Genomic DNA, 22,527 nt, shown 5'->3' on the forward strand with positions numbered 1-22,527 from the left:
TGTTCCACTAATAATTCATTCAATGTTCCAAGCTTGCGGATGGTTCTGGACGTAGATTTTCCGTTGCCATCTATAAAGGACTGCTTGATGTAAAACGATTCAGCATTCTTTGATTTTGATGTATTTACCTTCATAAGTTATTACCTCCCTCCCCCTATTATACCATAAAAAAGCTAAAAAGCCTATATATAAAAACAAAAAATTTGACAAAAAAATATAAGCCAGTAGCGGCTTAGCGGTGTTTTTTTTAGATTGGGGGTGTCAAACTCCCGGGTTAGAGCTTTGAATGACAAAATTATGGATAAAATAAAAAATTACATAGCAAATTGGAATTTTCCAACTTTTAATATAGAATTAAAATTAATGAAGTTAAAGTTGACCAAATTAAACGTAGCGGCAGCTAAGAAAGGAATTGTAATGGAAATAAATAATAAGAAAAATTATGTATCTTTTATTTTGATTTTTTTCATTATGCTTCTTTTTGCTGCCAGCTTAACTATGAATGTGCTCTTTTGTAGTAATTATAATCTTTATGAATTAATAGATAAGACAACTGTAACTAAAACGTGGGAAATTTCGGAAAATACTGTTTGCAGTGAAGACGATGATGATACTACCCATTTTAAGGTTTCATTTTTGAGCAATAATAATTCTCATACTGAAACTATAACGAAGAATATATGTCCAATACCTATAATTGCAGCTATCCCAAAAGGATTCAGCCTGCTTTTTTTCCTTATTATAGTTTTTCTTTATTTCTTTTTGACCTTATTTAGATTATTGCCCGATGAATGGACATTAATTAATCAAAAGGTACGTCTGGACGATTGAATCAACTCCTTTTCAAATCATTGCTAGTGTGCTAGTGGTTGTAAGCCATTTTCAGAATCAAATAATGGCTTTCTTTTTGTATGCAGATAGATAGTGAGTATAAGCCACATACTTATTATGAGATTGAATTGGAGGAATATGTATTGAAAGAAAAGATATATAAATTATTTCTCATCTTAATGGTGAGTTTGTCCTTGGGTTCAGGTTCCCTGGCCCAAAATGAGATACGCAAGCTACTTGAAGCTCTTTTGGGAACAGGTGATATACAGGTGGTTCAAGAACTTGATGAAGAAGAAAAACAAAAAGAATCCGAAGAAATAAGAAAGAAGAAATTCCTAAATTATTTTCAAGATATTCTATGATACGCTTGTACAAGCGTGCAGCGGGGGACAAGCTGACATCGGGGAATATGTAAAGGCAAAATTGATAGAAAGCATATTCAAATTTCTCTTTACAGACCTTCAGGAACTAAGCTCTTTCAGTTTTGACTTTATTTTCTTCCATGACTTTCTATGAACCCGGATATAGATGCCCTTTCCTTTCTTAATGCTATGGGCGAAAAGAATTAAACAAACGGCTAAGGAGGGAAACGGCGGAGCCGGAATCCCCTTTGTGAAACAAAGGCGCAGTTGTACACCACCGAAAGGCGGGGCGCTGCGCCCCACCGATAAGTTAAGAATTTATTCAGAATTTATTTCTTTTAAAACATGGATGGCTATTGTATAATAATGAAACCAAAACAGTAAGACTATATGAGAGGATTGTGAAAATGAGAAAATTTATAGTAGCAGGAAATGGGAAGAAAAGGGAAGTGGCGGTTTTTGTGGTAATGATGGCTGTGATACTGTCAGCCTGTTCGCCGGCGGAGACAAAAACAGCGGAGAACTCCGTGGAGCAAAGCCTGTCTATTGATGCTGCGGAAACGAAAAGCCAGGAGAGTAGTGTCGAAAAGCCGGAAGATTCACCAATTATCGTGACGGAAGCACCAGAAGAAACATTAACAATGGAGGAATCTACAGGAGAACTTTCGGAAGATGCTCTAGAAGTTAAAAGTATCACGGAGGTGTTTTGTACAGCGTACTTTGAGAGAAATATAGATGAGATAAAAAAATATTTAGCCAGTTCTTATGAAGATGTTATTAGGGTGCTTGATTCCACAGATGAAATATCAGATATATCTATAAAAGGGCTGGCTGCGATAAAAGAAGCCAAGATAGGGGACATATACCCCGTTTATTGTGAATTTAAGCCTAATGCTCAGAGTGATACGTTCCAGTATTTGACAATAGAGTTTATAAAACAGGAGGATGGCTGGAAAGTGCAGGCTTACGGTTTAGAGCTTTGATAGATACGGGAATAAATGTTAAAGAAAGTAAAGAAACTGCGAGAATTGAAACAGGGAAATGGAGCATTCATACTTGCCATGCCCACACGATCATCGAAATGTCGGAGATGATTGCCACCGCCAGTGCGTGTTCGGCGGCATGTCCAATGCCCTTTCCTTCCTTTTGAACGCTCCGGCAACCGGCGCTTCCTGCCGTGATAATTAAACGCCGTTTGTTCGATCAATACATGGAACAGGAGTATTCTTTCTGAAATTTAGTGATATAAAAAGCAGCCCTGATATGATACAATAAATGTGTCATATCAAGGCTTTTTCCATTATGGAAAGAAGTTTGACAATGTCCGAGAAACATAAAGATAATAAAGGATAGCTCCTGCGAATAGGAGAGAGCCAGAGAAAAGACCTGATTTATCAGTACCGATACACAGATATTCGTGGAAAGTGGCTGTATTCTGGGAACGGTATATCAGTTTGAAACAGGGGGCCGCTATAATACTAAAGTCGGTCATACGTTCTGCACGAATATGGCAAATGCTGGTATGGATATTTAGACCTTGCAGTATGTGATAGGACATTCTACTACTCCATTTGCCCGTGAATATGCGTAGATTTATAAAGAATTGCGTAGATTCAGGGATAAGCACATAATATGAAAAAAGTGTCCAAAAGCCCGTAATATCAGGGCTTGAAGGCTTATGAAAGGATATAATCAAGATGATAAAAATACTATTTATTTGCCACGGCAATATCTGCCGATCCCCCATGGCCGAGTTCATCATGAAGGACATGGTAGAAAAACGTCATCAGAGCGACCGCTTTTACATTGCTTCCGCGGCCACCAGCCGCGAGGAGATCGGCAATCCGGTTCATCATGGGACGAGGAACAAACTGCGCCAGTACGGCATTTCTACAGAAGGAAAGCGTGCAGTACAGATGACGAAGGCTGATTATGACAAGTATGATTATCTCATTGGAATGGAGCAGTGGAATATCTCCAATATGATGAGAATTCTGGGGAGTGATCCGGAGGGGAAGGTCTCGAGGCTTTTGGACTTCGGTCCCAATCCAAGGGATATCGACGATCCGTGGTATACCGGAGATTTTGATTCCACCTGCCGGGATATATGCGAAGGATGCGAGGCTCTGCTTGACTATATCAACCGGCACGAGTCCGAATGCCGCTGAAAATGACAATCTGACAAGTTGGTACACTGATAAGCCCCCCTGTCTCATGATTACGGGAGACAGGGGGCCCAATTCGGCATAAAATCGGGCTGACAACCGTTTTACCTTTGCTGCGTGATAAGACAGATAGTTAATAGGGCATTCGACCAGAGTATCAAAGATGTCCACCACCGCCTTCTTAAAATCATCAATGGGTCGTATGATACCAGTACCTATGAGTCCGGTGATTCCGTCTGCCAGGAATTCATTGGGCGGTTCGTCGATGGTTTCACTGAGATAACTCTGATCCGAGGAAACGAGATACGCTTCGCAGGAATCCAGCACATGGGCTGCGGACTGGTCGGATATGAAGAGAGGGGAAGCAAAGCACCCCTCTATTTTGTTGTGAAAATATACTATCAGTTGTGATAGTTGTGGATATAAATTGTGCATTATATAATAAGAAAAAAGAAACGGAGTGAACAGCCTTGAATCAATATAAAGGGGAAGCGTGGCTGGGAGAAGAGCCACGGATCAGGGAAGAAAACATAACCGAAACAGTGTCCGCGGATATTATTGTAGTAGGCGGCGGTCTGGCCGGAGTGGCGGCCGTCAGGCAGGCGGCGGAGATGGGACAAAAGGTTCTTCTCTTTGAAAAATGCAGATGCGTTCAGGCCAGATCCGGAGACTTCGCCGTCATGGACAGCAAGGTGGCGAAGCGCTGGGGACGGGATCATCTGAATAAAACAGAGATTGTCAACAATCTGATGCACGACATGGCCTATAAGGCCAGTCAGAATATTTTGAAACGCTGGTCGGAGGAAGCTGGAAAGGCGTTCGACTGGTACCTGGAGGGACTGGAAGATATTGCGGTCCTGGACCGTACCGATCAGGTCCCGCCAAAAGGCGTAAAATGCTATGTACAGCCGAGGCGTCTGCCTCTCCCGGAAAGTTTTGACAACGCCCGGGAGAATTTCAAATGCTACCAGGTGACTGCATGGATTCGTCCATCCCATATCGCCCTGTGCCGCGGCAATTTTGAACTGGCGGAGAAGACGGGAAATGTGACCTCCTACTTCAATGCAAGGGTAAAAAAGCTGTTGAAAAATGTTGACGGCCGGGTGGAAGGCGTAATCGCCGGGACCAGGGAAGGCGGCCTTATAAAGGCTTACGCATCAAAGGGTGTCATTCTGGCTACGGGAGATTACATGAGCGATGAAGCAATGCTGAGACGGTTCCTGCCCGGAATGATGGAGACGCCGAAGCAGTGGACCAGCTACGACATGGACCGGCAGCCGTCCAACATGGGAGACGGCCATAAGATGGCGCTCTGGGCGGGAGCGAAGCTTCAGGACAGCCCACACGCGCCCTGCGCCCACCATATGGGAAGCGTGTTTGGCGTGGCCGATTTCCTGCTTCTCAATACCCGCGGTAAACGGTTTGTCAATGAGGACGCGCCGGGACAGCAGCTGGGCAGTCAGATTGAGAATCTGCCGGACAAAACAGCGTGGCAGATCGTGGACGGGAACTGGAGAAGCTATATACCGAAGGAGTATCCGAATCATGGATCTGTGTGCTTCGTCACAGAAGATGAAGAACTGGAGAGCGGAAATATTTACGATAAACTCTGCTTTATTGATAATTATATAGCGCCTAAATATATTCGAAAAGCGGTGGAGGACGGCGTTCTTCTGGAAGCGGAGACGCTGGAAGCGCTGATTGCGAAAACAGGGCTTCCGTTGGAGACAGCGCTGGCGTCTGTGGAAGAGTACAACCGCCTCTGTGACCAGGGGGAAGATACGGACTACGGCAAGAGGAAGGATCGCCTCTTCGCAGTGAAGCAGGGACCGTTCTACGCGGCAAAGTTCACACCGGCGATAATGATCGCAGCCATGGGGGGGATTCAGAGTGATGAGGACGCCCACTGCTACGACACCGGGGGAGCGGTTATTCCGGGGCTTTACGCAGCAGGCAATGTTCAGGGAAACCGGGTAGCAGTGGATTATCCGCTGACTGTGCCGGGGTTAAGCCATTCTCTGGCCCTGGTATACGGAAGAATCGCCGCGGAAAGTGCGGTATACGAGAACCAATAAGAGATCAGCATACATTAAAAAGAAACAGCAAAAATACAAAAGCAAAAATGCAAAAGCAAAAATGCAAAAGCAAAAATGCAAGAAATGCAAGAAATGCAAAATACCAAAAACTGCGCAAAGTCGCATGAAAATGGAGGAAAAGAAATCATGAAAAAAGCAGGAAAAGCTGTAGTACTGATGACGGCTCTGGCGGTAACCGGAGCACTGCTGGGGGGCTGTGCGGGCGGCACGGCGGACAGCAAGACGGAAGCGGGGCAGACCGAAGCGGGAAAGACGGAAGCTGGTAAGAGCGCAGAGGATTCCGCAAAGACGGAAGCGGCCGGGGGAGATGCTGCGGAAGGAACTGTAAAAGAAGATATCCGTGTCGTAACATATTTTGCAGGTTCCGATGCCTACGCACCGGTCTGGAAAGAGGTGTGCGCCGATTACATGAAGGACCATCCGGGCATCACCATCGTTGACGAGTCCCAGCCGACTTCAGGAAGCAACGATTTATTCAAGACGAAGGTTCAGGCCGATCTGGCAGCAGGCAATCCGGCGGATTTGGTTCTTTACTATACGGGCGAGGCTTATACGAAGACCTTCGAGGACTCAGGGCTGTTCGTGGATTTCGGAGACATTTTGAAGGCAGACCCGGAATGGGCAGGAAACTTCAAGGAGTCCCCGCTGGAAAATGTTCAGTATCAGGGAAAGCAGTACGCACTTCCCTTCATCGGATATTATGAAGGAATGTTCTACAACAAGGCGCTGTTTGAACAGTATGGACTGGAAGAGCCGACCACATGGGAAAATATCATGAAGGCAAACGAAGTATTTTCCCAGAACGATATCGTGACGTTGTCCATGTCCCTGGGAATGCCGTATATCACCACGGAAAACTTCATTATGGGCGCCTCAGGCAAGGAAAACCACAGAAATTACTTTGACGACAGCTGGGGCATTGCCATCGACTGTATCGCAGAGCTTTACCAGAAAGGCGGACTGCCAAAGGACACCTTCACTATCTCAGAGGATGATGTAAGACTGCTCTTCTCAGAAGGAAAAGCGGCTATGATGATCAACGGTTCCTGGTGTACGGAAAGCCTTCAGGGCAATCCAGACATGAGAATCATCTCCATGCCGACGCTTCCGGGCGGTACAGGCGGCGAAAACTGTGCGATCGCGGGATTTTCCTCCGGATGGCATATGACAAAAGCGGCCAATGAGAGAAGCGGAGAGACTTTAAAATTCTTAAAATATATGACATCACCGGAGACCATGGCCAGATTCATCGCCTACGGCGGAAGCCCTGCCATCGTCTGCGACGCACCGGAGAATTCCAGCGAACTCTTAAAGAGCGCGGTAACCATGCTGGAGAAGGCGCAGTACCAGGATGCGGCTCTCGACTCTCAGGTGAATCATGAGGCGTATGAGACCTTAAACAATGGAATCCAGTACGTCTGCGAAGGCCAGATGACGAGCGCGGAGGTGCTCAAACAGGCCAAACAGCTGAATGAGTCCGGTCAGTAAGGCAGCCGGGAAAGACAGTGATGAAAGCCGGGGGTTGTGCTCGAACGGGTATAGCCTCCGTGTGCTCATAACAAGGAGGAAAAAACGTGGCACTGAAAGGTAAAAAATATGTTTGGATCTGCATCGCGCCGGCCATGATCCTGATTATGGCGTTTTTGATCTATCCACTCATAAAGACGGTAATATACAGCTTTTCTTCCTGGTATAATTTTGCGCTTACCAGTGAATGGATTGGCCTCGACAATTATAAGCGGATCTTCTCGGACATGGTCATGCCCGTGGCGTTTAAGAATACGGCGATTCTGATCGCGGGTGTGCTGATTTTCCAGGTGGGATTTGCGCTTCTGCTGGCGATCATGGTGGACAGCGCCCATCACGGATTTAAACTGTTCCGGACGGTTTACTTCTTCCCGATCGTCATTTCCGGTACGGCGATCGGCCTGATGTTCACTCTGATTTACAAGTATGAATACGGACTTTTAAATTACTTTGTCACACTTCTGGGATATGACAAGCAGGTCTGGATTACGCCTAAGACCGCGATCTATCTGGCCCTGATCCCTGTTTTGTGGCAGTATATCGGCTTCTATTTTGTAATTTTCTTAACCGGTATCTCCAAGATTCCAGAGGACATCTATGAATCAGCCATGCTGGATGGCATTACCCCGGTGAAGAAGATTTTCTATATTACGATCCCGATGTTGAAAGATGTGCTGGTTTCCACCGTGGTTCTGGTCGTATCCGGATGTTTCCGCGTATTTGACACCATCTACGTGATTACCAAGGGCGGCCCCATGAATTCCAGCCAGCTGCTAAGTACCTATATGTACCAGACTGCTTTTGAGAAATACAACGGCGGATACGCCAGCGCCATCGCGGTGGTGATGATTATCATCGGCGTATTGCTGACCATCGGGCTTCGGAAGCTTTTGAAGGCCGATGTCGAAGAGTAAGGAGAGACGGCATGGGAAATAAAAAACTAAAAATCAGCAGTATCCTGTTATACGCGGTTCTCATTTTCTGGCTTTTGATCACCGTGATTCCCATTCTGTGGGTATTTGAAAATTCGTTTAAGCCTTCGGAAGAAATTCTGTTAAATGGAGTAGCTTTTCCGAAAAGCCTGGATTTCTCCAATTACCGTTCCATCTTTTCGTATCCGGATGTGAATATGTTCCGTTCATTCTTTAACAGCTTCCTGATATCCGGAGGCGTGGTGGCGGGAGTGGTCTGTTTCGGAGGCCTGGCTGCGTTCGGTCTGGGCCGGTTCGATTCGGGAGTCGGAAAGGTGGTCGAGGCCGGTATGGTAGCCTGTCTTCTGGTTCCGGCATTTGCAACTATGATCCCCAACTTCGTTACGGTAAGCCGCCTTCCGATCCGGGAAACGTACCTGGCGGTTATCGTACCCCAGGTGGCAGGCAATCTCTGCTTCGCTATCATGCTTCTGTCGTCCTATATGCGCTCCCTTCCAAACGAACTGGATGAGGCGGCCATTATCGACGGCGCGGGACCGTTTCAGGTCTTAAAGCACATTACGGTGCCGCTGTCGAAGCCCATGTTTGCTACGGTGGGAATCATGGTATTTATCTGGTCCTACAATGACCTGATTACGTCCCTGGTCTACATATCCGATCAGAAGCTGAAGCCTGTCTGCGTGATACTGACCATGGTCAGCAACATGCATGGCACGGATTACGGCGCCATGATGGCGGCCATCTTTATCACGGTGATTCCGGTACTCATCCTCTATATGATGTCCCAGGAAATGGTCATCAAGGGGCTGACAGCGGGAGCGGTGAAAGGATAAACCGGTACTGCAGTGAAAAAAGGAGAGTTTGGATGAGAGTATTTGTCAATCACATTGGATTCGACGAGACAGATTATAAAACTGCGGTTCTGGAGCTGGAACAGGAGGCGGCGGAGATAACCGCCTGGCTGGAGACGGACAAGGGGGAACGGCATCACGTGGCGGTCAGCGGCCCGGAACGGATTCCGGACTGGTCGGAGGGCTGCTACTACGTCCTGGACTTTTCCGATGTCAGACGGGAGGGGCTGTACAGGCTTGCCGGTTATGCCGATGGCAAGGCATTTCGATCGGAGATCATCACGGTCACCGGCGATTTCCTGAACCTGCGCATGGTGAATGCCTCCAGAGCCTACTTAAAGGGGGAGCGGTCTTCCGGTGAGTGGTTGAAGGCCGATCGGAACGTGCCGTTTGCGGGAGCGAGAGAGGGGACTCTGGATTTACACGGAGGCTGGTATGACGCCACCGGTGACTTTGGAATCCATCTGACCCAGCTGTCCCACACGGCTGTCTATAACCCCATGCAGTCCCTTCTGCCTTCCTATGTCTGTTTCGATATTGCGGACCGGATGGAAAAAGAGGAGCTAAGAGACTGCAGAATCTTAAAGAAGGAGCTTCTCGACGAGGCGTACTGGGGCGCGGATTATGCGATGAGACTTCACCGCGAAGGCGGCGGATTTATCCGCTCGGTGGACCGGGGGGAGGCGTTTTCCGAGGAACAGCGCCGTTCGGTGGACTATGAGTATTTCCGGTTCAGCGGGCATGAAGAGGATGAAAGCTACCTGGCAGAGACCATTGAAGAGAAGCATTATGAGACGTGTATGCGAAGCGGAGCCGGACTGGCGGCCGCGGTATTGGCCTCCGCTGCCCGGCATAGCGGTGCTTCGGGTGAGTATCCCTGCGGCCGGTATCTGCAGGCGGCGGAAGAGTCCTTTCAGTATATGACGGAGCACAACGAACAGTATTCCAGCGACGGAACCTGGAATTTCCTGGACCGGTACTGTGCCCTGGCGGCGGCAGCCGAGCTGTATGAGGCCACGTGCTCTGAAAAATACTTAGAGGAGTGCAGACGATTTTTCCGCGGGATGAAGGACAGCGCTGTCTCTATGGAGCAGGGCGTCTGGTTCACGGCCAGAGAGGGAGAGCTGTATTTCCATCCTTCCGATGAGGGATTTCCTCTCATTGCCATGATGAAATACGGCAGTCTGGAACCGGATGAAAAGCGGGGAAAAGAGGCGATGGACCTGGTGGCACAGGCGTTTGTCCACGTGCTTTCCATCAGCGGAAAACCGTTCGGATACGCGGCATTTACACAGAAGATGGGGGAGACAGAGACCAGCCGGTACTTCTTTCCTCATGATACGAAGGCGGCGCCCTGGTGGCAGGGGGAAAACGCCAGAATCGCATCTCTGGCCGCGGCGGCACTCCGTTTTTCCTGTCTGAAGGAAGCGGCGGAAATGTCCGGTGCGCTCCGTAAGTTTGCCGGGCACCAGCTGGACTGGATCATGGGATGCAATCCCTTCGACAGCTGTATGATCGACGGCTTCGGCAGAAACAACATTCAGTATTTCTTTCGGAACCAGTATGATTTCATGAACAGTCCGGGGGGAATCTGCAACGGAATCACGTCGCGGGAAGCGGATGACAAGGGGCTTGAATTTATCATGGCCCCCACCGCGGAATGTGACGACAACTGGAGATGGGCGGAGCAGTGGCTTCCCCATGCCTGCTGGTATTTAAATGCCATGGGCTGGAAACTGAAACGGGTGAAATGATATGGCTTCCAAATATATTGAACGCAAACGAATATTAGTGAAAATGGAGAATATCGAGCGGTATCCTCTTTCCATCGTTCACGCCCCCATGGGATATGGAAAGACTGTGGCGGTGCGGGAGTATTTAGAGACCACTGAGGCGGACTGCGTCTGGGTCTCCCTGGCAGGCTCGGAGGGGGAAGCCGACTATTTGTGGGCGAGACTGTGCGATGCCTTAAACGAGGTGAATGAGGAACTGGCGGCGCGGTTTTCTGCCATTGGATTTCCCTATGACTGCTTTAAAACCGACGCGCTCTTAGACGTTCTCATGGACTATGATTATAAAAACCATCTGATTCTCGTATTCGATGATTTTCACACGATTGAGGAAAACAACGTGTTTGAGCTGATAAAGGCCATTGTCCGGGAGCGGCTTTCCGGCCTTCATATCGTGCTCATCACTAGGGAACTGGCAAAACTGGACGCGGCGGATTTATACCAGAAGCAGCTGTGCTTCACTATCACGGAGAAATCCTTAAAATTCAACCGGGAAGAGGTGTTCCAGTACCTGGATTTCATGGAATGCCGGATGAGCGAGGAAGAACGGGAGCGGGTCTACCAGATCACCGACGGATGGGAATCCATGCTTTATATCACCGCAAAGGGAATCAAGCAGGGACTTCCGGTGGGCAAGAGTGCCACTGCCGATGACATCATTGAACAAAACTTCTACCATGACTTAAGCCCGGCGGAAAAGGAGGTTCTGTGGCGGCTGTCGGTCCTGTCATCCTTTACGAAGCGCATGGCGGCCGCAGTGCTGGATAATTCGGAGCTTTACGACGCCTTCGAAATGCTCATCAGCAAGAGTGTATTTTTCGTCTTTCATGAACCCGGCCACACGTACCGGCTGAGAAATATATTAAGAGACTACATCTACGAGCGCGCCCTGATCGACCGGGTGGATTTTACGGAGGTTTACAGAAAGAGCGGGCAGTGGCTGCTGGCCGACGGCCAGTACTCCAAAGCCTTTGAATGCCTGTACCGGGCGGGAGAGCTGGAGGAGATTCTCTCCATTTTAAACCAGGATACCCAGAACGACAAGGGAATCTGGAGCAGCGGAAATATCCGCCAGGTGTTTGAAAAGGCCGGCAGGGAGCTGTGCTACCGGTATCCGTTCGCCTATTTAAAATATCTGCTGGCCTGTGCCATGGACAGGGAGCGCAACTACATTCCCCGGGTTAAGCTCTGCCTCGACCGGCTGGAGGAATACTGCCGCGGTTCTGAATGCAGAGACGAGATGCGGGAAATGGTTCTGGGAGAAATCTGCATGGTGCGGAGCCGGATTTCCTTTAACGACATCGCGGTCATGGCGGAATATGCCAGAAAGGGTGCGGAATATTTCGGCGGCGGCTGTTCCTGCATCGTGACCAAGGAGACGGAATTTACCTACGGGCTTCCCTGTATGCTGATGGGATACGTGAAAGAGCCGGGAAGTGTGGCGGAGGTGCGGGACGCCTTTTGCACCCAGGGGATGAGCTTTGCGGAATCTACCGACGGCTGCGGAATTGGCTGCGACTCGCTGGCTGCGTCCGAGGCGGCGCTGGAGACGGGAGCATGGGAGCAGGCGGAGCTTCACGCCTATAAGGCGTATTTTAAGGCGAAGGCGGCGGAGCAGCTGGGCATTATGATTTCTTCCAAGCTGGTGCTGGACCGTCTGAATCTGATACAGGGGAGCAGCAGGGACCGGATCCTCTCGAACAGCACGTTAAAGGACGAGGTGATCGCGGCCAACAACCCGGTTTTAAACACCACCTTTGATTTGTGCGGCGCCTATATTAACGGATGCTTAGGAAGGGTGGACAGCATTCCGGAGTGGATCAGGAGAGGGGATATCGAAAAGGGAAATTTCCTCTTTCAGGGAACCGGATTTTTCTACGTGGTCTATGGAAAATGCCTCCTGCTGGAAAAAAAATACATTGAACTGGACTCTCTCTGCGAATCCTTTTCCACCTTCTTAAAGCCGTTCCAGTACCACCTGATCCGGATTTATTTCCTGATTTATGAGTCTGTTGCGAAGAGCTATTTAGAGAGCCGCCCCAGGGGCGGGGAGATCTTGAAAGAAGCGCTTAAGCTGGCGGAGAAAGACCATCTCATCATGCCATTTGCCGAGAATACGGGCCATGTCAGGCTGATGCTGGAGGCGCTGTTAAAACGGGAAGAGAATCCCTATATCCGGGAGGTGCTGGAGGCCTGCAGGCGGTACAGCAGCCAGCTGAAGCTTTTTCACGCCTGCGAGGTATCGCTGACGGACCGGGAGCTGGAGATTTTAAAGCTGCTGGACGAGGGCTATACCCACGAGGAAATCGCCGGTGAGATCTATATTTCCATCGCCACGGTGCGGTACCACGTCAAAAATATCTACCAGAAAATGGATGTGAACAACAAAATACTGGCGTTAAGAAAAGCGAAAGATCTAAATCTTATTTAATAAAGGAGAAACCCATTATGGAGAGCAATGCGCATATTGTAGAATACTGGAAGACACAGCCGGAGGTCCTGGAGGCGTGTTTAAAGAACAGCCTGCCGCTTACGGAGAACTTCGTAAAGCTGTATAAGAAGGTCAGCCCGACCCACTTATATCTGGTGGGAAGCGGCACTTCCTTAAATGCGGAGGAAACGGCAGTCTCCTTTATGAAAGAGATGCTGGATATCGATGTGATTTCCATGCCGTCGTCCTACGTACATAATATCCGCGGAGAACGGCCGCTGCTGGTGTTTCTGTCTCAGGGCGGTTCCTCGACCAACACCTTAAAGGCGATGGAGGAGATGGCGGCATATCCGTATATTACGGTTACAGGGGAAGAGACGTGCGAGATCGCGGCGCGAAGCCCTCACCACATGATTATCGGATGCGGGGAAGAGCCGGTAGGACCGAAGACTGTGGGCTATACGGCGTCGGTCATGATCCTGTACTTGATGGCCATGGAGGCGGCGAGGGCCGTCGGGATCATAGGGGAAGAGAAATACGCTGCTGTCCGCGCCGGACTTTTAGCAGGGATTTCCCATATGCGGTACAATATGGAGGCCATTTCCGGATGGGCGGCCGATCATAGGGAGAAGCTTAAGGAGATTGAAAAGTACATCTTTATCGGCCATGGAACGGGAGCGGCCGCATTAAAGGAAGGCTGCCTAAAGGTTTTGGAAACCATTAAATATCCCGCATTCAGCTATGAGTTTGAGGAGTATTTACACGGTCCGATCCTCGCGGTGGACGATCACACGGGGGCATTTCTCTTTCTCTCAGGAAAGCTGGGAGAGCGGGAGCGTTTCAAGCGGCTGGCAGAGTGTCAGAGCAAGTACTCCGAATACACCTTCCTGATTACCGACGAGGAGGGGGATTCAGACGAAAAGACGTTAAGGATCAGAAAGACGGGAGCCATGTATACGGAAGTCTTCGAAATCGTGGTGATTCCCCAGTACCTTGCCGCTGTGGTCCAGGGATATCTGGGAATCGTGGACGGTTCGCCCCTGTACGACGAGTATACAGCGCTCTGTCCAACAAAATACAGGAATGGTAAATAAGGTGACGATATGGATTACGTATTAGGAATTGACTCTGGGGGAACAAAATTTCTTGTGAAAGCGGTGGGAATGGACGGAAAGGAACTGGCGGAGTACGAAGGGCATCCGGCGGGGCTGTACCGCTTTTCCAGAAATGAGGCGGTTCGCACCATTCAGGACAATTTGGAATGGTGCATCGGTCAGGCCGGGCTGGTTAAAGCGGACTGCCGGGCGATCGTCTGCGGGACCACCGGCATTGACAGCGAAGAGGACCGGCAGGAGGTGGAGGAGATCTACCGTCTGCTTCCTGGATTTTCCTGTTCCGCCCTGTGTGTCAATGATGCCGAGGTGGCCCTCTATGCGGTGACCGGAGGAACGGGCGTCGTAGTAATCTCAGGAACCGGCTCCATCGCATTTGGGCGGAATGGCGGCGGCAGGACGGAGCGCAGCGGCGGATGGCCTCCCTGCATCTTCGGGGACGAGGGCTCCGGCGCATGGCTGAATCTGAAAGCGCTGGAGTACATGAGCCGCGTCCTGGATGGAAGGAAAGAGCGAACGCTGCTCTACGACCTGCTGAATCAGGAACTTGGAATCAGCGGGCCAAAGGATTTAATCCGCATCTGCCAGAGAATCGAACGGGAGAACACCGGCTTTTTAAAACTGGGACCAATTGTGATGAAGGCGCTGCGGGAAGGCGATGAAAATGCCGGAGAAATCACCCGCACCGAGGCGGATCTGACCTTTGAACTGGCGGATTCGGTGGTGCAGAAGCTTGAAATCTGGCGGGAACCGGAGTTCACAGTCGGAGCATGGGGGAGCGCTATCGTGAAAAATCCGTATCATTTTGAACTCTTTAAGGAACGGTTTCTGGAGAAATACTCTAATGTGACGGTGACGGTGGCGGTTCGGGACGCGGCATACGGGGCATGCAGGATTGCCCTCGATATTCTGGGCGGTGAAACCGGAATTTACCGGTTTTAGGAGGCGGCTATGAAGAAGAATCCATGGTTTCGTTTTCTGATCCTCCAGTGCTGCGCCGTGACCGTCAGCGTGTCCCAGCTAAAGGTCGCGGCAGTTATGGAGCAGGTGGCCCAGGGCTTTTCCATCTCCATGGGCGCTGCCGCCGGACTGATGTCATTTTTCACGGTTGCCGGCATCGTGCTGGCGATACCCGGAGCGGCTCTGATGGAGCGGATGGGAGCAAAGCGCCTCCTGCTCCTTTTAATGGCCTGTCTGTTTGCCGGAAATGCAGTGGGGGCCGCGGCAGGGTCCTATCCCCTGCTGATGGCCGGAAGGCTGCTGGAAGGCGTGGCTTACGCCATGATCATCATGGTTGGCATCGATCTGATCAACACCTGGTTTCCCCACGGCGGCGCGGGAACCGCCACGGGAATTTTCAATACATTTGCAGCGGTAGGCAATTTTATCACGCTGAACGGCGCGCTGATGGTAGTTAAGAGATGGAATGTGAGGACGCTGTGGTGGATCGGCGCGGCGCTGGCGGCTGTGGATTTTATACTGGTTTTGGCGTTTATACCAGATGAAGAGCGAATTCCGGCTGAAAAGCGAATTCCGGACGAAAGGCATATCCTGGCTGAAAAGCCAATTTGGGACCGATGCAGGAACCGGGAGAGAGGCAGCAATGCGTCCGCGTCTTCCACGGGAGCTATGGTGCGTGAAGCGTTTCGGGACAAGCGTCTCATGAGCCTGGGCGCAGCTCAGATGCTTATGGCGTTTATCCTGTTTGGATTTATAACCTGTTATCCGCTGCTTTTTACCGGCTACTACCATCTGGCGCCGGAGAAGGCCAACTTCTATTCCAGCCTGAATGGCCTGTTCGGCATTCCGGCCTGTATCGTATGTGGAATTCTGGCGGAAAAGACCGGAAATCCCTGCCGCGCGGCCATGGCCGGAGCCGTGGGAACCGTTATTGCCGGATTCACCATGCTGATCCTGACACCCGGAACGTACGTGGTTCATGTGCTGGCCAGCGCTGTATTCCCAGGCGGACTTGTGATGACCTCCATCTTCTGCATGGTGCCCGCCATCGCAAAGCGAAAGGAGTCAGTTGGCTACTATATGGCGGTTGTAAACCTGTTGTACTACACGGGGGTATTTTTTGCAACGCCGGTTATGGTGAAACTCATGGAAGTATCATGGCCGGCGGCAGCCGGAACCGTTGCGGTCATGGCGGCGGCATCGCTCGTTTTTTTATGGCGCTGTGCGGCGGAAGAAAGGGCGGCAGGAAGATCCTGAAATAGAGTTGACAGCTGATTCTGTATACGATTATAATAAGTGCAGAAAAAGGTTCATTTCGGAAACGTGAAATGAAGTTGGAAATCGTAACAGTTCAGACATCTGCCGTCTGAACTGTTACGGAAAATCAACAAAAATAGTCACTGAGCCTGTCGGCGGGTGGCTATTTTTTTAGGAGGTATACCATGGAATGGAGCACACTGTTATGTGAGGACAGAATCAGAAGTCTGGTGAAGAGACCGACGGGAACGGATTTAAGGACGGAGTTTGAAAAAGATTACCACCGCATCATCGGAAGCGCGTCATTTCGTCGCCTGCAGGATAAGACGCAGGTATTTCCGCTGGACCGAAGCGACTTTATCAGGACCAGACTGACGCATTCGCTGGAGGTATCGTCATTTGCAAAGTCGCTGGGGCAGAACATCTCCGCCAGCATCCGGACCGTGATTAAGGACGAGTCGTTTCTGCCGGAGCATGCACTGGCCATGTGCGATATTTTACAGTGTGCCGGGTTGATTCACGATATTGGAAATCCGCCTTTCGGTCACTTTGGAGAGACCGCCATTCAGGACTGGTTTAAGAGGAGGCTTCCGGAGCTGCGCTTTCAGAGGAGCGGAGAGGAGGAGGCGCGGCCGCTTAGCGAGGTGCTGAACCGCCAGATGGTGGAAGATTTCTATCATTTTGAGGGAAATACCCAGGCGCTCCGGGTGGTGACCAAACTGCATTTCCTGGTGGACGAGCACGGCATGAATTTAACGAAGGCGCTTCTGGCTTCTATCATAAAGTATCCGGGATCGTCTCTGGAGGTGGATAAGCACAGCGGAAATATCAAGACCAAGAAGATGGGGTATTTCTACGCTGACCGGGAAGCATTTGACGATATTCAGGCTTCCTGCGGGACGAACGGGGCCAGACATCCGCTGGCATTTATTCTGGAGGCGGCCGACGATATCGCCTATGCCACCGCGGATATTGAGGATGCGGTGAAGAAGAACTGCCTGACCTTCGAGCAGCTGGTCCGGGAGCTGACGGAGTATAAAAAAGAGTGTCAGAATGAACGGTACCGCGATATGGTGTCATGGCTGACGGACAAATACAACCGGGCCGTGAGCAAGGGCTACAGCCGCCCGGATTTATATGCGGTCCAGAACTGGGTGGTCACCATGCAGGGGCAGATGATCGGCGGGGCCACGGAAGGCTTTACCAACAATTATCAAGAGATTATGGCGGGAACGTATAAGAAGGAGCTGACCGCGGGAACGGATGCGCAGCTTCTCATGGAGGCGTTGGGAGACATCGCCTACCGGTATGCGTTCGTGTCCAAACCGATCCTGAAGCTGGAAATTGCGGCGGAGACTATTTTCAATTTCCTCCTGGATAAGTTTGTAGATGCAGTGCTTTATTTTGATACGGTAAGAAAGCAGAGCGCGGTACAGGAGAAACTGGTCTCGCTCATCTCCGATAATTACAAGAAGCTGTATTTTATTTGTTCGGCTGGGAAGAGCGAGGAGGAGAAGCTGTATCTGAGACTTCTGCTGGTTACCGATTATGTGTGCGGGATGACGGACAGTTATGCGAAGGACTTGTATCAGGAGTTGAATGGGATTGCGTAAAAAGCAGGGACTAAAGCAGGGACTGAATCCAAAAAGTCCTTGCTTTTTCCCATCATATCATGTATGATGAAAAAAATAATTCTTATGAAAGAAGATTAGAAGGAGTGTAGTGTATGTTATCGGTAGAAAAGGCAGCTTTCCTCTAAAACAGAATACTGCGGAGCGCAGCAGGAAACCGGAGAGAATACCGGTGTCTTTGTGGCGTGATCCACTACCTTTCGTGAATACTGTCGCGCTGTGCGCTTTGCAGGACACGTCTGGCGTGTCTTTTTTTGTACCCATTTTTAAACGGGCGGCATGACAGAATAATCCCGCGGAGACAGACTGGAAGGTTTGTTTTCGCGGGATTTTTGCATCTGTTTTAAGGAAAGTTATGAGCATCAGAAGGAGAAAAAACAATGAGAGAGAATGGATTTTTTTATGAGAAACGAAGTAATACGGAGGCTGACAGAAATGAGTATAGAACAATATGGATACAAGAAAGCGGATACGATTGACTGCGGGACAGGAATTCCCGCCAGAGTGACAGCAGTTCACCGCTCCCATTTTGAAATCGTCTGTGACTGGGGAACGGGACTGGCTCGTTTAAAGATGGGAGAATACTACGGCGGTAATGAGAATGTCCCCGCCACAGGGGATTTTGTGCTCGTAAACTGGCAGGAGGGCAGTGAAAGTCTGATATTAAAGACGCTTCCGCGAAAGACGTATTTTGCGCGTCTGGATCCGTCCTCGTCGGGATACGGGGAACAGGCCATTGCAGCCAACTTTGATTATGTCTTTATCATGCAGGCTTTGGACCGGGATTTTAACCCGCGGAGGCTGGAACGGTATTTGACACTGGCATGGCAGTCGGGAGCGACCCCTGCGGTGATTCTCACGAAGGCGGACGAAGCAAAAGACCCGGCTGTCCACGTACTTGCGGCTGAAAAAATAGCCGCCGGTGTCGATGTATATGCGGTCAGTGCGAAAACCGGACAGGGGATTTCCGAACTTTCAAAATATATGAAGCCGGGCCGGACCACAGTCTTCCTTGGTTCCTCCGGGGTGGGAAAGTCGACGCTGGTCAATGCCCTCGCCGGAGAAGCGATTATGGAAACGGGAGCGATCCGGGAAAAAGACGGGCGCGGCAGACATACGACCAGTCACCGGCAGCTGATCCTTTTAAAGGATGGAGCTATAATTATTGATACACCGGGGATGCGGGAACTTGGCATGTGGGATGTCAGCGAAGGGCTGGGGCAGAGCTTCGCCGATGTGGAACAGTATCTTGGGCGCTGCAGATTCAATGACTGCCGCCATCAAAGTGAACCGGGCTGTGCAGTCAAGGCGGCCATCCAAAGCAGCGAACTTCCTGCAAAACGGTGGGAAAGCTATTTGAAGCTGCTTACGGAAGCGCGGTTTGCCGACGATAAGGCCGGCTATCTGAAGGAAAAACGCCAGTGGCACAAGAGCATCTCGAAAATGCAGAAGTCAGGAAGAAATGCAGATTACAGAATCGAACCGTGCATGGAGACATTTACCTGCCGGGCCTGCGGAAGGCTGATCTCACCGGAAGACGCGGGAAGCAGCCACCGCAACCACTGTCCGCACTGCCTGACCAGCATTCATGCCGATAACCAGCCGGGAGACAGGGCGTCGCTCTGTAAGGGAAGGATGGAGCCCGTGAGTGTGTGGGTGAAAAAGAACGGCGAATGGGCGATCATTCACAAATGCAGATCCTGCGGAACCCTAAGCTCGAACCGGATAGCCGCGGATGATAACATGTATCTGCTCATGGAGATTGCAATGAAGCCATTGCATGCGCCGCTTTGCCGGCCGGGTGAGGCGGAAGAAGAGGGAACGAGAAGCGCAGAATCAGCAGCAAAGGCAAACAGCCGCTGTCAGGTATGCGGCTCCCCAGTGAACCTGGACGGAGAAAAACGCAGGCATTGTCCTGGCTGCCTGTCCGGTGTTCACACGGATGAGGACCGGCCGGGAGACGGGGCATCGCTATGCAGAGGTGTTCTGGAGCCAGTCGGTGTGTGGGCGAGAGATGATGGACGGTGGGAGATCATTCACCGCTGCCGATCTTGTGGTACCTTATCATCTGATCCGGTGGCCGCCGCCGATAACACAACGCTGCTCCTGTCCATCGCAATGCGGCCGCTGGCATCGCCGCCGTTTCCTTTATGGCAGCTGAGAAAAGAACCGGCGGACTGACCGGAGGCCGTGGCGTCGAGGCGAATAAGCCATTGCAGCCAGTCGTAGGATTCCGATCCGTTCAGACACAAATATGATAAAGATTGTCAGGAAAATATCAAAAACATTATTGCAGGTATAAGGTTTGCTTTGTATAATAAAGATAGATCACGGCGTAATTTTTAATAAGGATTGTGAAAAATGATAAAACTGACAAATCTGGATGTGAAAAAGATGACGATTGGCCAGATGGCCAGAATGAACCATATTTCGGAGCAGACGCTGCGGCTTTACGACCGGGAGGGCCTGCTCTCCCCTCTGGGACGGGACGAAAAAAACGGCTACCGCTATTATGACATCCGCCAGAGCGCCCAGCTGGATATGATCCAGTATATGAAGGCTCTGGGGATGCCGCTGAAGGAAATCCGGGTCCATATGAAAAAATGGGACACCGGGCGTTTAAAACAGCTGCTGGTGGAAAACCGGGATGCCATCGACCGCAGAATCGAGGAGCTGAATTTACAGAAAAGGGCAATTGAGCGGACTCTGGACAGTTACGAGCGGTATGAGGCGGCTCCGCCTGACGGTTCGATCGTGCTGGAATATATTCCAAAGCGCCAGATGTACGTAAAGAACACGAATGTGAACTTTTATGACTATGAAATTGATGAGTATGAGCGGATTCTTCGGGATTTGAAAGAGGATATGGCTGCACACGCCATCTCGCCGTTCTTCTTCGCCAACGCGGGTACCATCCTGCGGAGAGAGAATTTCATGAAGCGGCGTCTCTATTCCGCGGAGGTATTCGTGTTTGTAGACCGGGAGTACGTGGACGAGGAACTCATAACGGTGATCCCGCCCAGCCCTTATCTCTGCATCTACTGTGACCGGTTTGAGAAGGAAAAGGAGTACATCGACCGGCTGCTGGTAGAGATCGAAGAGAAGCATTATACCGTGACCGGAGACTATATCTGCGAGGTGATTGTGGAAATGCCTCTGGATTACACGGAGCGCGGGATGTTTCTGCGCCTCCAGGTGCCGATCCGGATGGGGTAAGACTGCGGAAACTGCGCATGAATCCGGCATTTCAGCCAGATCCGATTTGGTGATACTGCTCAATTGACCTGATACCGTATATAAGCCTTATAATGTAACTAATACCTCCCGGCGTAAATACGCCACTATATAGCACCCGCTATCCACGCCAGGAGCACGCCTGCGAAGTTAGTCGTAGCACCCACTACGTCGTCACTTCGCAGACGCACACCTGACGCAGATATCAGGCACTATATATCGACGTATTTACGCCGGGAGGCACTAACAAATGGGGCATGGCCCTGAAACTGTCGACTTTTTATAAGAAAGGAAGCGTTTTTATGATGAATTATGAGAAGATTCGTGTAGTACAGTATGGCTGCGGCAAGATGGCAAAATACATCCTGCGTTATTTATACGAGAAGGGCGCGGAAATCGTAGGTGCTATCGACGTGAATCCGGCAGTAGTTGGAATGGATGTCGGCGAATTCGCAGAACTGGGATTTAAGATTGGTGTGACAATCAGAGACGATGCGGATGCGGTTTTAGACGAGTGCGACGCTGATATCGCGGTAGTGACGCTTTTCAGTTTCATGGATGACTGTTATGCTCATTTTGAAAAGTGTGTTTCCAGAGGCATTAACGTTGTGACTACGTGTGAAGAAGCGATCTACCCGTGGACAACCGCTTCCTCCATTACCAATAAACTGGATCTGCTTGCAAAAGAAAACGGCTGCACCATCGTAGGCGCCGGTATGCAGGATATTTACTGGATCAACATGATCGGCTGTGTAGCAGGCGGCGTGCACCGCATCGATAAGATCGAGGGCGCGGTAAGCTATAACGTGGAAGATTACGGTCTGGCCCTGGCGGAAGCTCACGGAGCAGGACTCACACCGGAAGAGTTTGAAGCCCAGATCGCACACCCGACGACTCTGGAACCGGCTTACGTATGGAACTCCAACGAGGCGCTGTGCAACAAGATGGGCTGGACCATCAAATCCCAGAGCCAGAAATGTGTACCGTATTTCTATGATACCGACCTTTATTCCGCAACGCTTGGAAAGACGATTCCGAAGGGCAACTGCATCGGCATGAGCGCAGTCGTTACCACGGAAACCTTCCAGGGACCGGTGATTGAGACACAGTGTATCGGCAAGGTTTACGGACCAGATGACGGAGATATGTGTGACTGGAAGATCATCGGTGAGCCGGATACCACATTCTATGTAACAAAACCGGCGACTGTGGAGCATACGTGTGCAACTGTGGTCAACAGAATTCCTACTATATTAAATGCACCGGCCGGATATGTAACGGTGGAGAAGCTGGAAGAATTACGGTATCTTTCCTATCCGATGCAGATGTATCTTGATAATTAACAGAA

At 50.3% G+C, this 22,527-nt stretch carries 18 protein-coding genes and 1 pseudogene; 18 read left to right on the forward strand and 1 reads right to left on the reverse strand.

The window, feature by feature from the left end; genetic code table 11:
• The first annotated feature begins 297 nt into the window (after positions 1-297).
• Together DFR60_RS25735 and DFR60_RS25740 are read left to right on the forward strand one after the other, a co-directional pair.
• On the forward strand, positions 298-831 hold the full coding sequence (locus DFR60_RS25735; protein WP_243005184.1) for a hypothetical protein: 534 nt from the start codon (positions 298-300) through the stop codon (positions 829-831).
• A gap of 143 nt (positions 832-974) precedes the next feature.
• Positions 975-1,193, forward strand: a complete 219-nt coding sequence (locus DFR60_RS25740; RefSeq protein WP_110325652.1) for a hypothetical protein — start codon at positions 975-977, stop codon at positions 1,191-1,193.
• Between the two features lie 102 nt (positions 1,194-1,295).
• Here the strand turns inward: DFR60_RS25740 and DFR60_RS31530 are convergent.
• Positions 1,296-1,376, reverse strand: a pseudogene (locus DFR60_RS31530) (group II intron maturase-specific domain-containing protein); the annotation flags it as partial.
• Positions 1,377-1,600: 224 nt separating this feature from the next.
• Between DFR60_RS31530 and DFR60_RS25750 the strand changes: the two are divergent.
• The 16 genes from DFR60_RS25750 (at position 1,601) to DFR60_RS25825 (ending at position 22,522) form a co-directional block, all read left to right on the forward strand.
• On the forward strand, positions 1,601-2,176 hold the full coding sequence (locus tag DFR60_RS25750) for a hypothetical protein (RefSeq protein WP_110325656.1): 576 nt from the start codon (positions 1,601-1,603) through the stop codon (positions 2,174-2,176).
• A 406-nt stretch (positions 2,177-2,582) separates the two neighbouring features.
• The gene (locus DFR60_RS31035) at positions 2,583-2,651 is read left to right on the forward strand and encodes a hypothetical protein (RefSeq protein ID WP_490393325.1); all 69 of its coding nucleotides are present in this window, start codon (positions 2,583-2,585) and stop codon (positions 2,649-2,651) included.
• 239 nt (positions 2,652-2,890) lie between these two features.
• Complete coding sequence (locus DFR60_RS25760) at positions 2,891-3,361, forward strand: low molecular weight protein-tyrosine-phosphatase (RefSeq protein WP_110325658.1); 471 nt, start codon at positions 2,891-2,893, stop codon at positions 3,359-3,361.
• A gap of 467 nt (positions 3,362-3,828) precedes the next feature.
• The gene (locus DFR60_RS25765; RefSeq protein ID WP_110325660.1) at positions 3,829-5,433 is read left to right on the forward strand and encodes an FAD-dependent oxidoreductase; all 1,605 of its coding nucleotides are present in this window, start codon (positions 3,829-3,831) and stop codon (positions 5,431-5,433) included.
• A gap of 147 nt (positions 5,434-5,580) precedes the next feature.
• Entirely contained in the window at positions 5,581-6,942 is a 1,362-nt protein-coding gene (locus DFR60_RS25770) for an ABC transporter substrate-binding protein (RefSeq protein WP_110325782.1), read from the forward strand.
• Positions 6,943-7,028: 86 nt separating this feature from the next.
• On the forward strand, positions 7,029-7,895 hold the full coding sequence (locus tag DFR60_RS25775; RefSeq protein WP_002602583.1) for a carbohydrate ABC transporter permease: 867 nt from the start codon (positions 7,029-7,031) through the stop codon (positions 7,893-7,895).
• An 11-nt stretch (positions 7,896-7,906) separates the two neighbouring features.
• Positions 7,907-8,746: a carbohydrate ABC transporter permease gene (locus DFR60_RS25780; protein WP_002602584.1), complete on the forward strand. Its 840-nt coding sequence runs from the start codon at positions 7,907-7,909 to the stop codon at positions 8,744-8,746.
• A 32-nt stretch (positions 8,747-8,778) separates the two neighbouring features.
• Entirely contained in the window at positions 8,779-10,518 is a 1,740-nt protein-coding gene (locus DFR60_RS25785) for a glycoside hydrolase family 9 protein (protein ID WP_110325662.1), read from the forward strand.
• A gap of 1 nt (position 10,519) precedes the next feature.
• A complete protein-coding gene (locus tag DFR60_RS31040) occupies positions 10,520-12,985 on the forward strand; it encodes a helix-turn-helix transcriptional regulator (RefSeq protein ID WP_110325664.1) in 2,466 nt (821 codons plus the stop codon).
• 17 nt (positions 12,986-13,002) lie between these two features.
• A complete protein-coding gene (locus DFR60_RS25795; protein ID WP_110325666.1) occupies positions 13,003-14,079 on the forward strand; it encodes an SIS domain-containing protein in 1,077 nt (358 codons plus the stop codon).
• Between the two features lie 9 nt (positions 14,080-14,088).
• Positions 14,089-15,039 (forward strand): BadF/BadG/BcrA/BcrD ATPase family protein, encoded by a 951-nt coding sequence (locus DFR60_RS25800; RefSeq protein ID WP_110325668.1) that lies wholly within the window; start codon positions 14,089-14,091, stop codon positions 15,037-15,039.
• A gap of 9 nt (positions 15,040-15,048) precedes the next feature.
• The gene (locus DFR60_RS25805; RefSeq protein ID WP_110325670.1) at positions 15,049-16,314 is read left to right on the forward strand and encodes an MFS transporter; all 1,266 of its coding nucleotides are present in this window, start codon (positions 15,049-15,051) and stop codon (positions 16,312-16,314) included.
• A 185-nt stretch (positions 16,315-16,499) separates the two neighbouring features.
• Positions 16,500-17,927, forward strand: a complete 1,428-nt coding sequence (locus DFR60_RS25810; RefSeq protein ID WP_110325672.1) for a deoxyguanosinetriphosphate triphosphohydrolase — start codon at positions 16,500-16,502, stop codon at positions 17,925-17,927.
• A gap of 453 nt (positions 17,928-18,380) precedes the next feature.
• The gene (gene rsgA, locus DFR60_RS25815) at positions 18,381-20,126 is read left to right on the forward strand and encodes a ribosome small subunit-dependent GTPase A (RefSeq protein ID WP_110325784.1); all 1,746 of its coding nucleotides are present in this window, start codon (positions 18,381-18,383) and stop codon (positions 20,124-20,126) included.
• Positions 20,127-20,306: 180 nt separating this feature from the next.
• Positions 20,307-21,161: a MerR family transcriptional regulator gene (locus DFR60_RS25820; protein WP_002602594.1), complete on the forward strand. Its 855-nt coding sequence runs from the start codon at positions 20,307-20,309 to the stop codon at positions 21,159-21,161.
• Positions 21,162-21,481: 320 nt separating this feature from the next.
• A complete protein-coding gene (locus tag DFR60_RS25825) occupies positions 21,482-22,522 on the forward strand; it encodes an NAD(P)H-dependent amine dehydrogenase family protein (protein ID WP_110325786.1) in 1,041 nt (346 codons plus the stop codon).
• Positions 22,523-22,527 lie beyond the last annotated feature (5 nt).

The organism is Hungatella effluvii (assembly GCF_003201875.1).
GTDB lineage: Bacteria > Bacillota > Clostridia > Lachnospirales > Lachnospiraceae > Hungatella > Hungatella effluvii.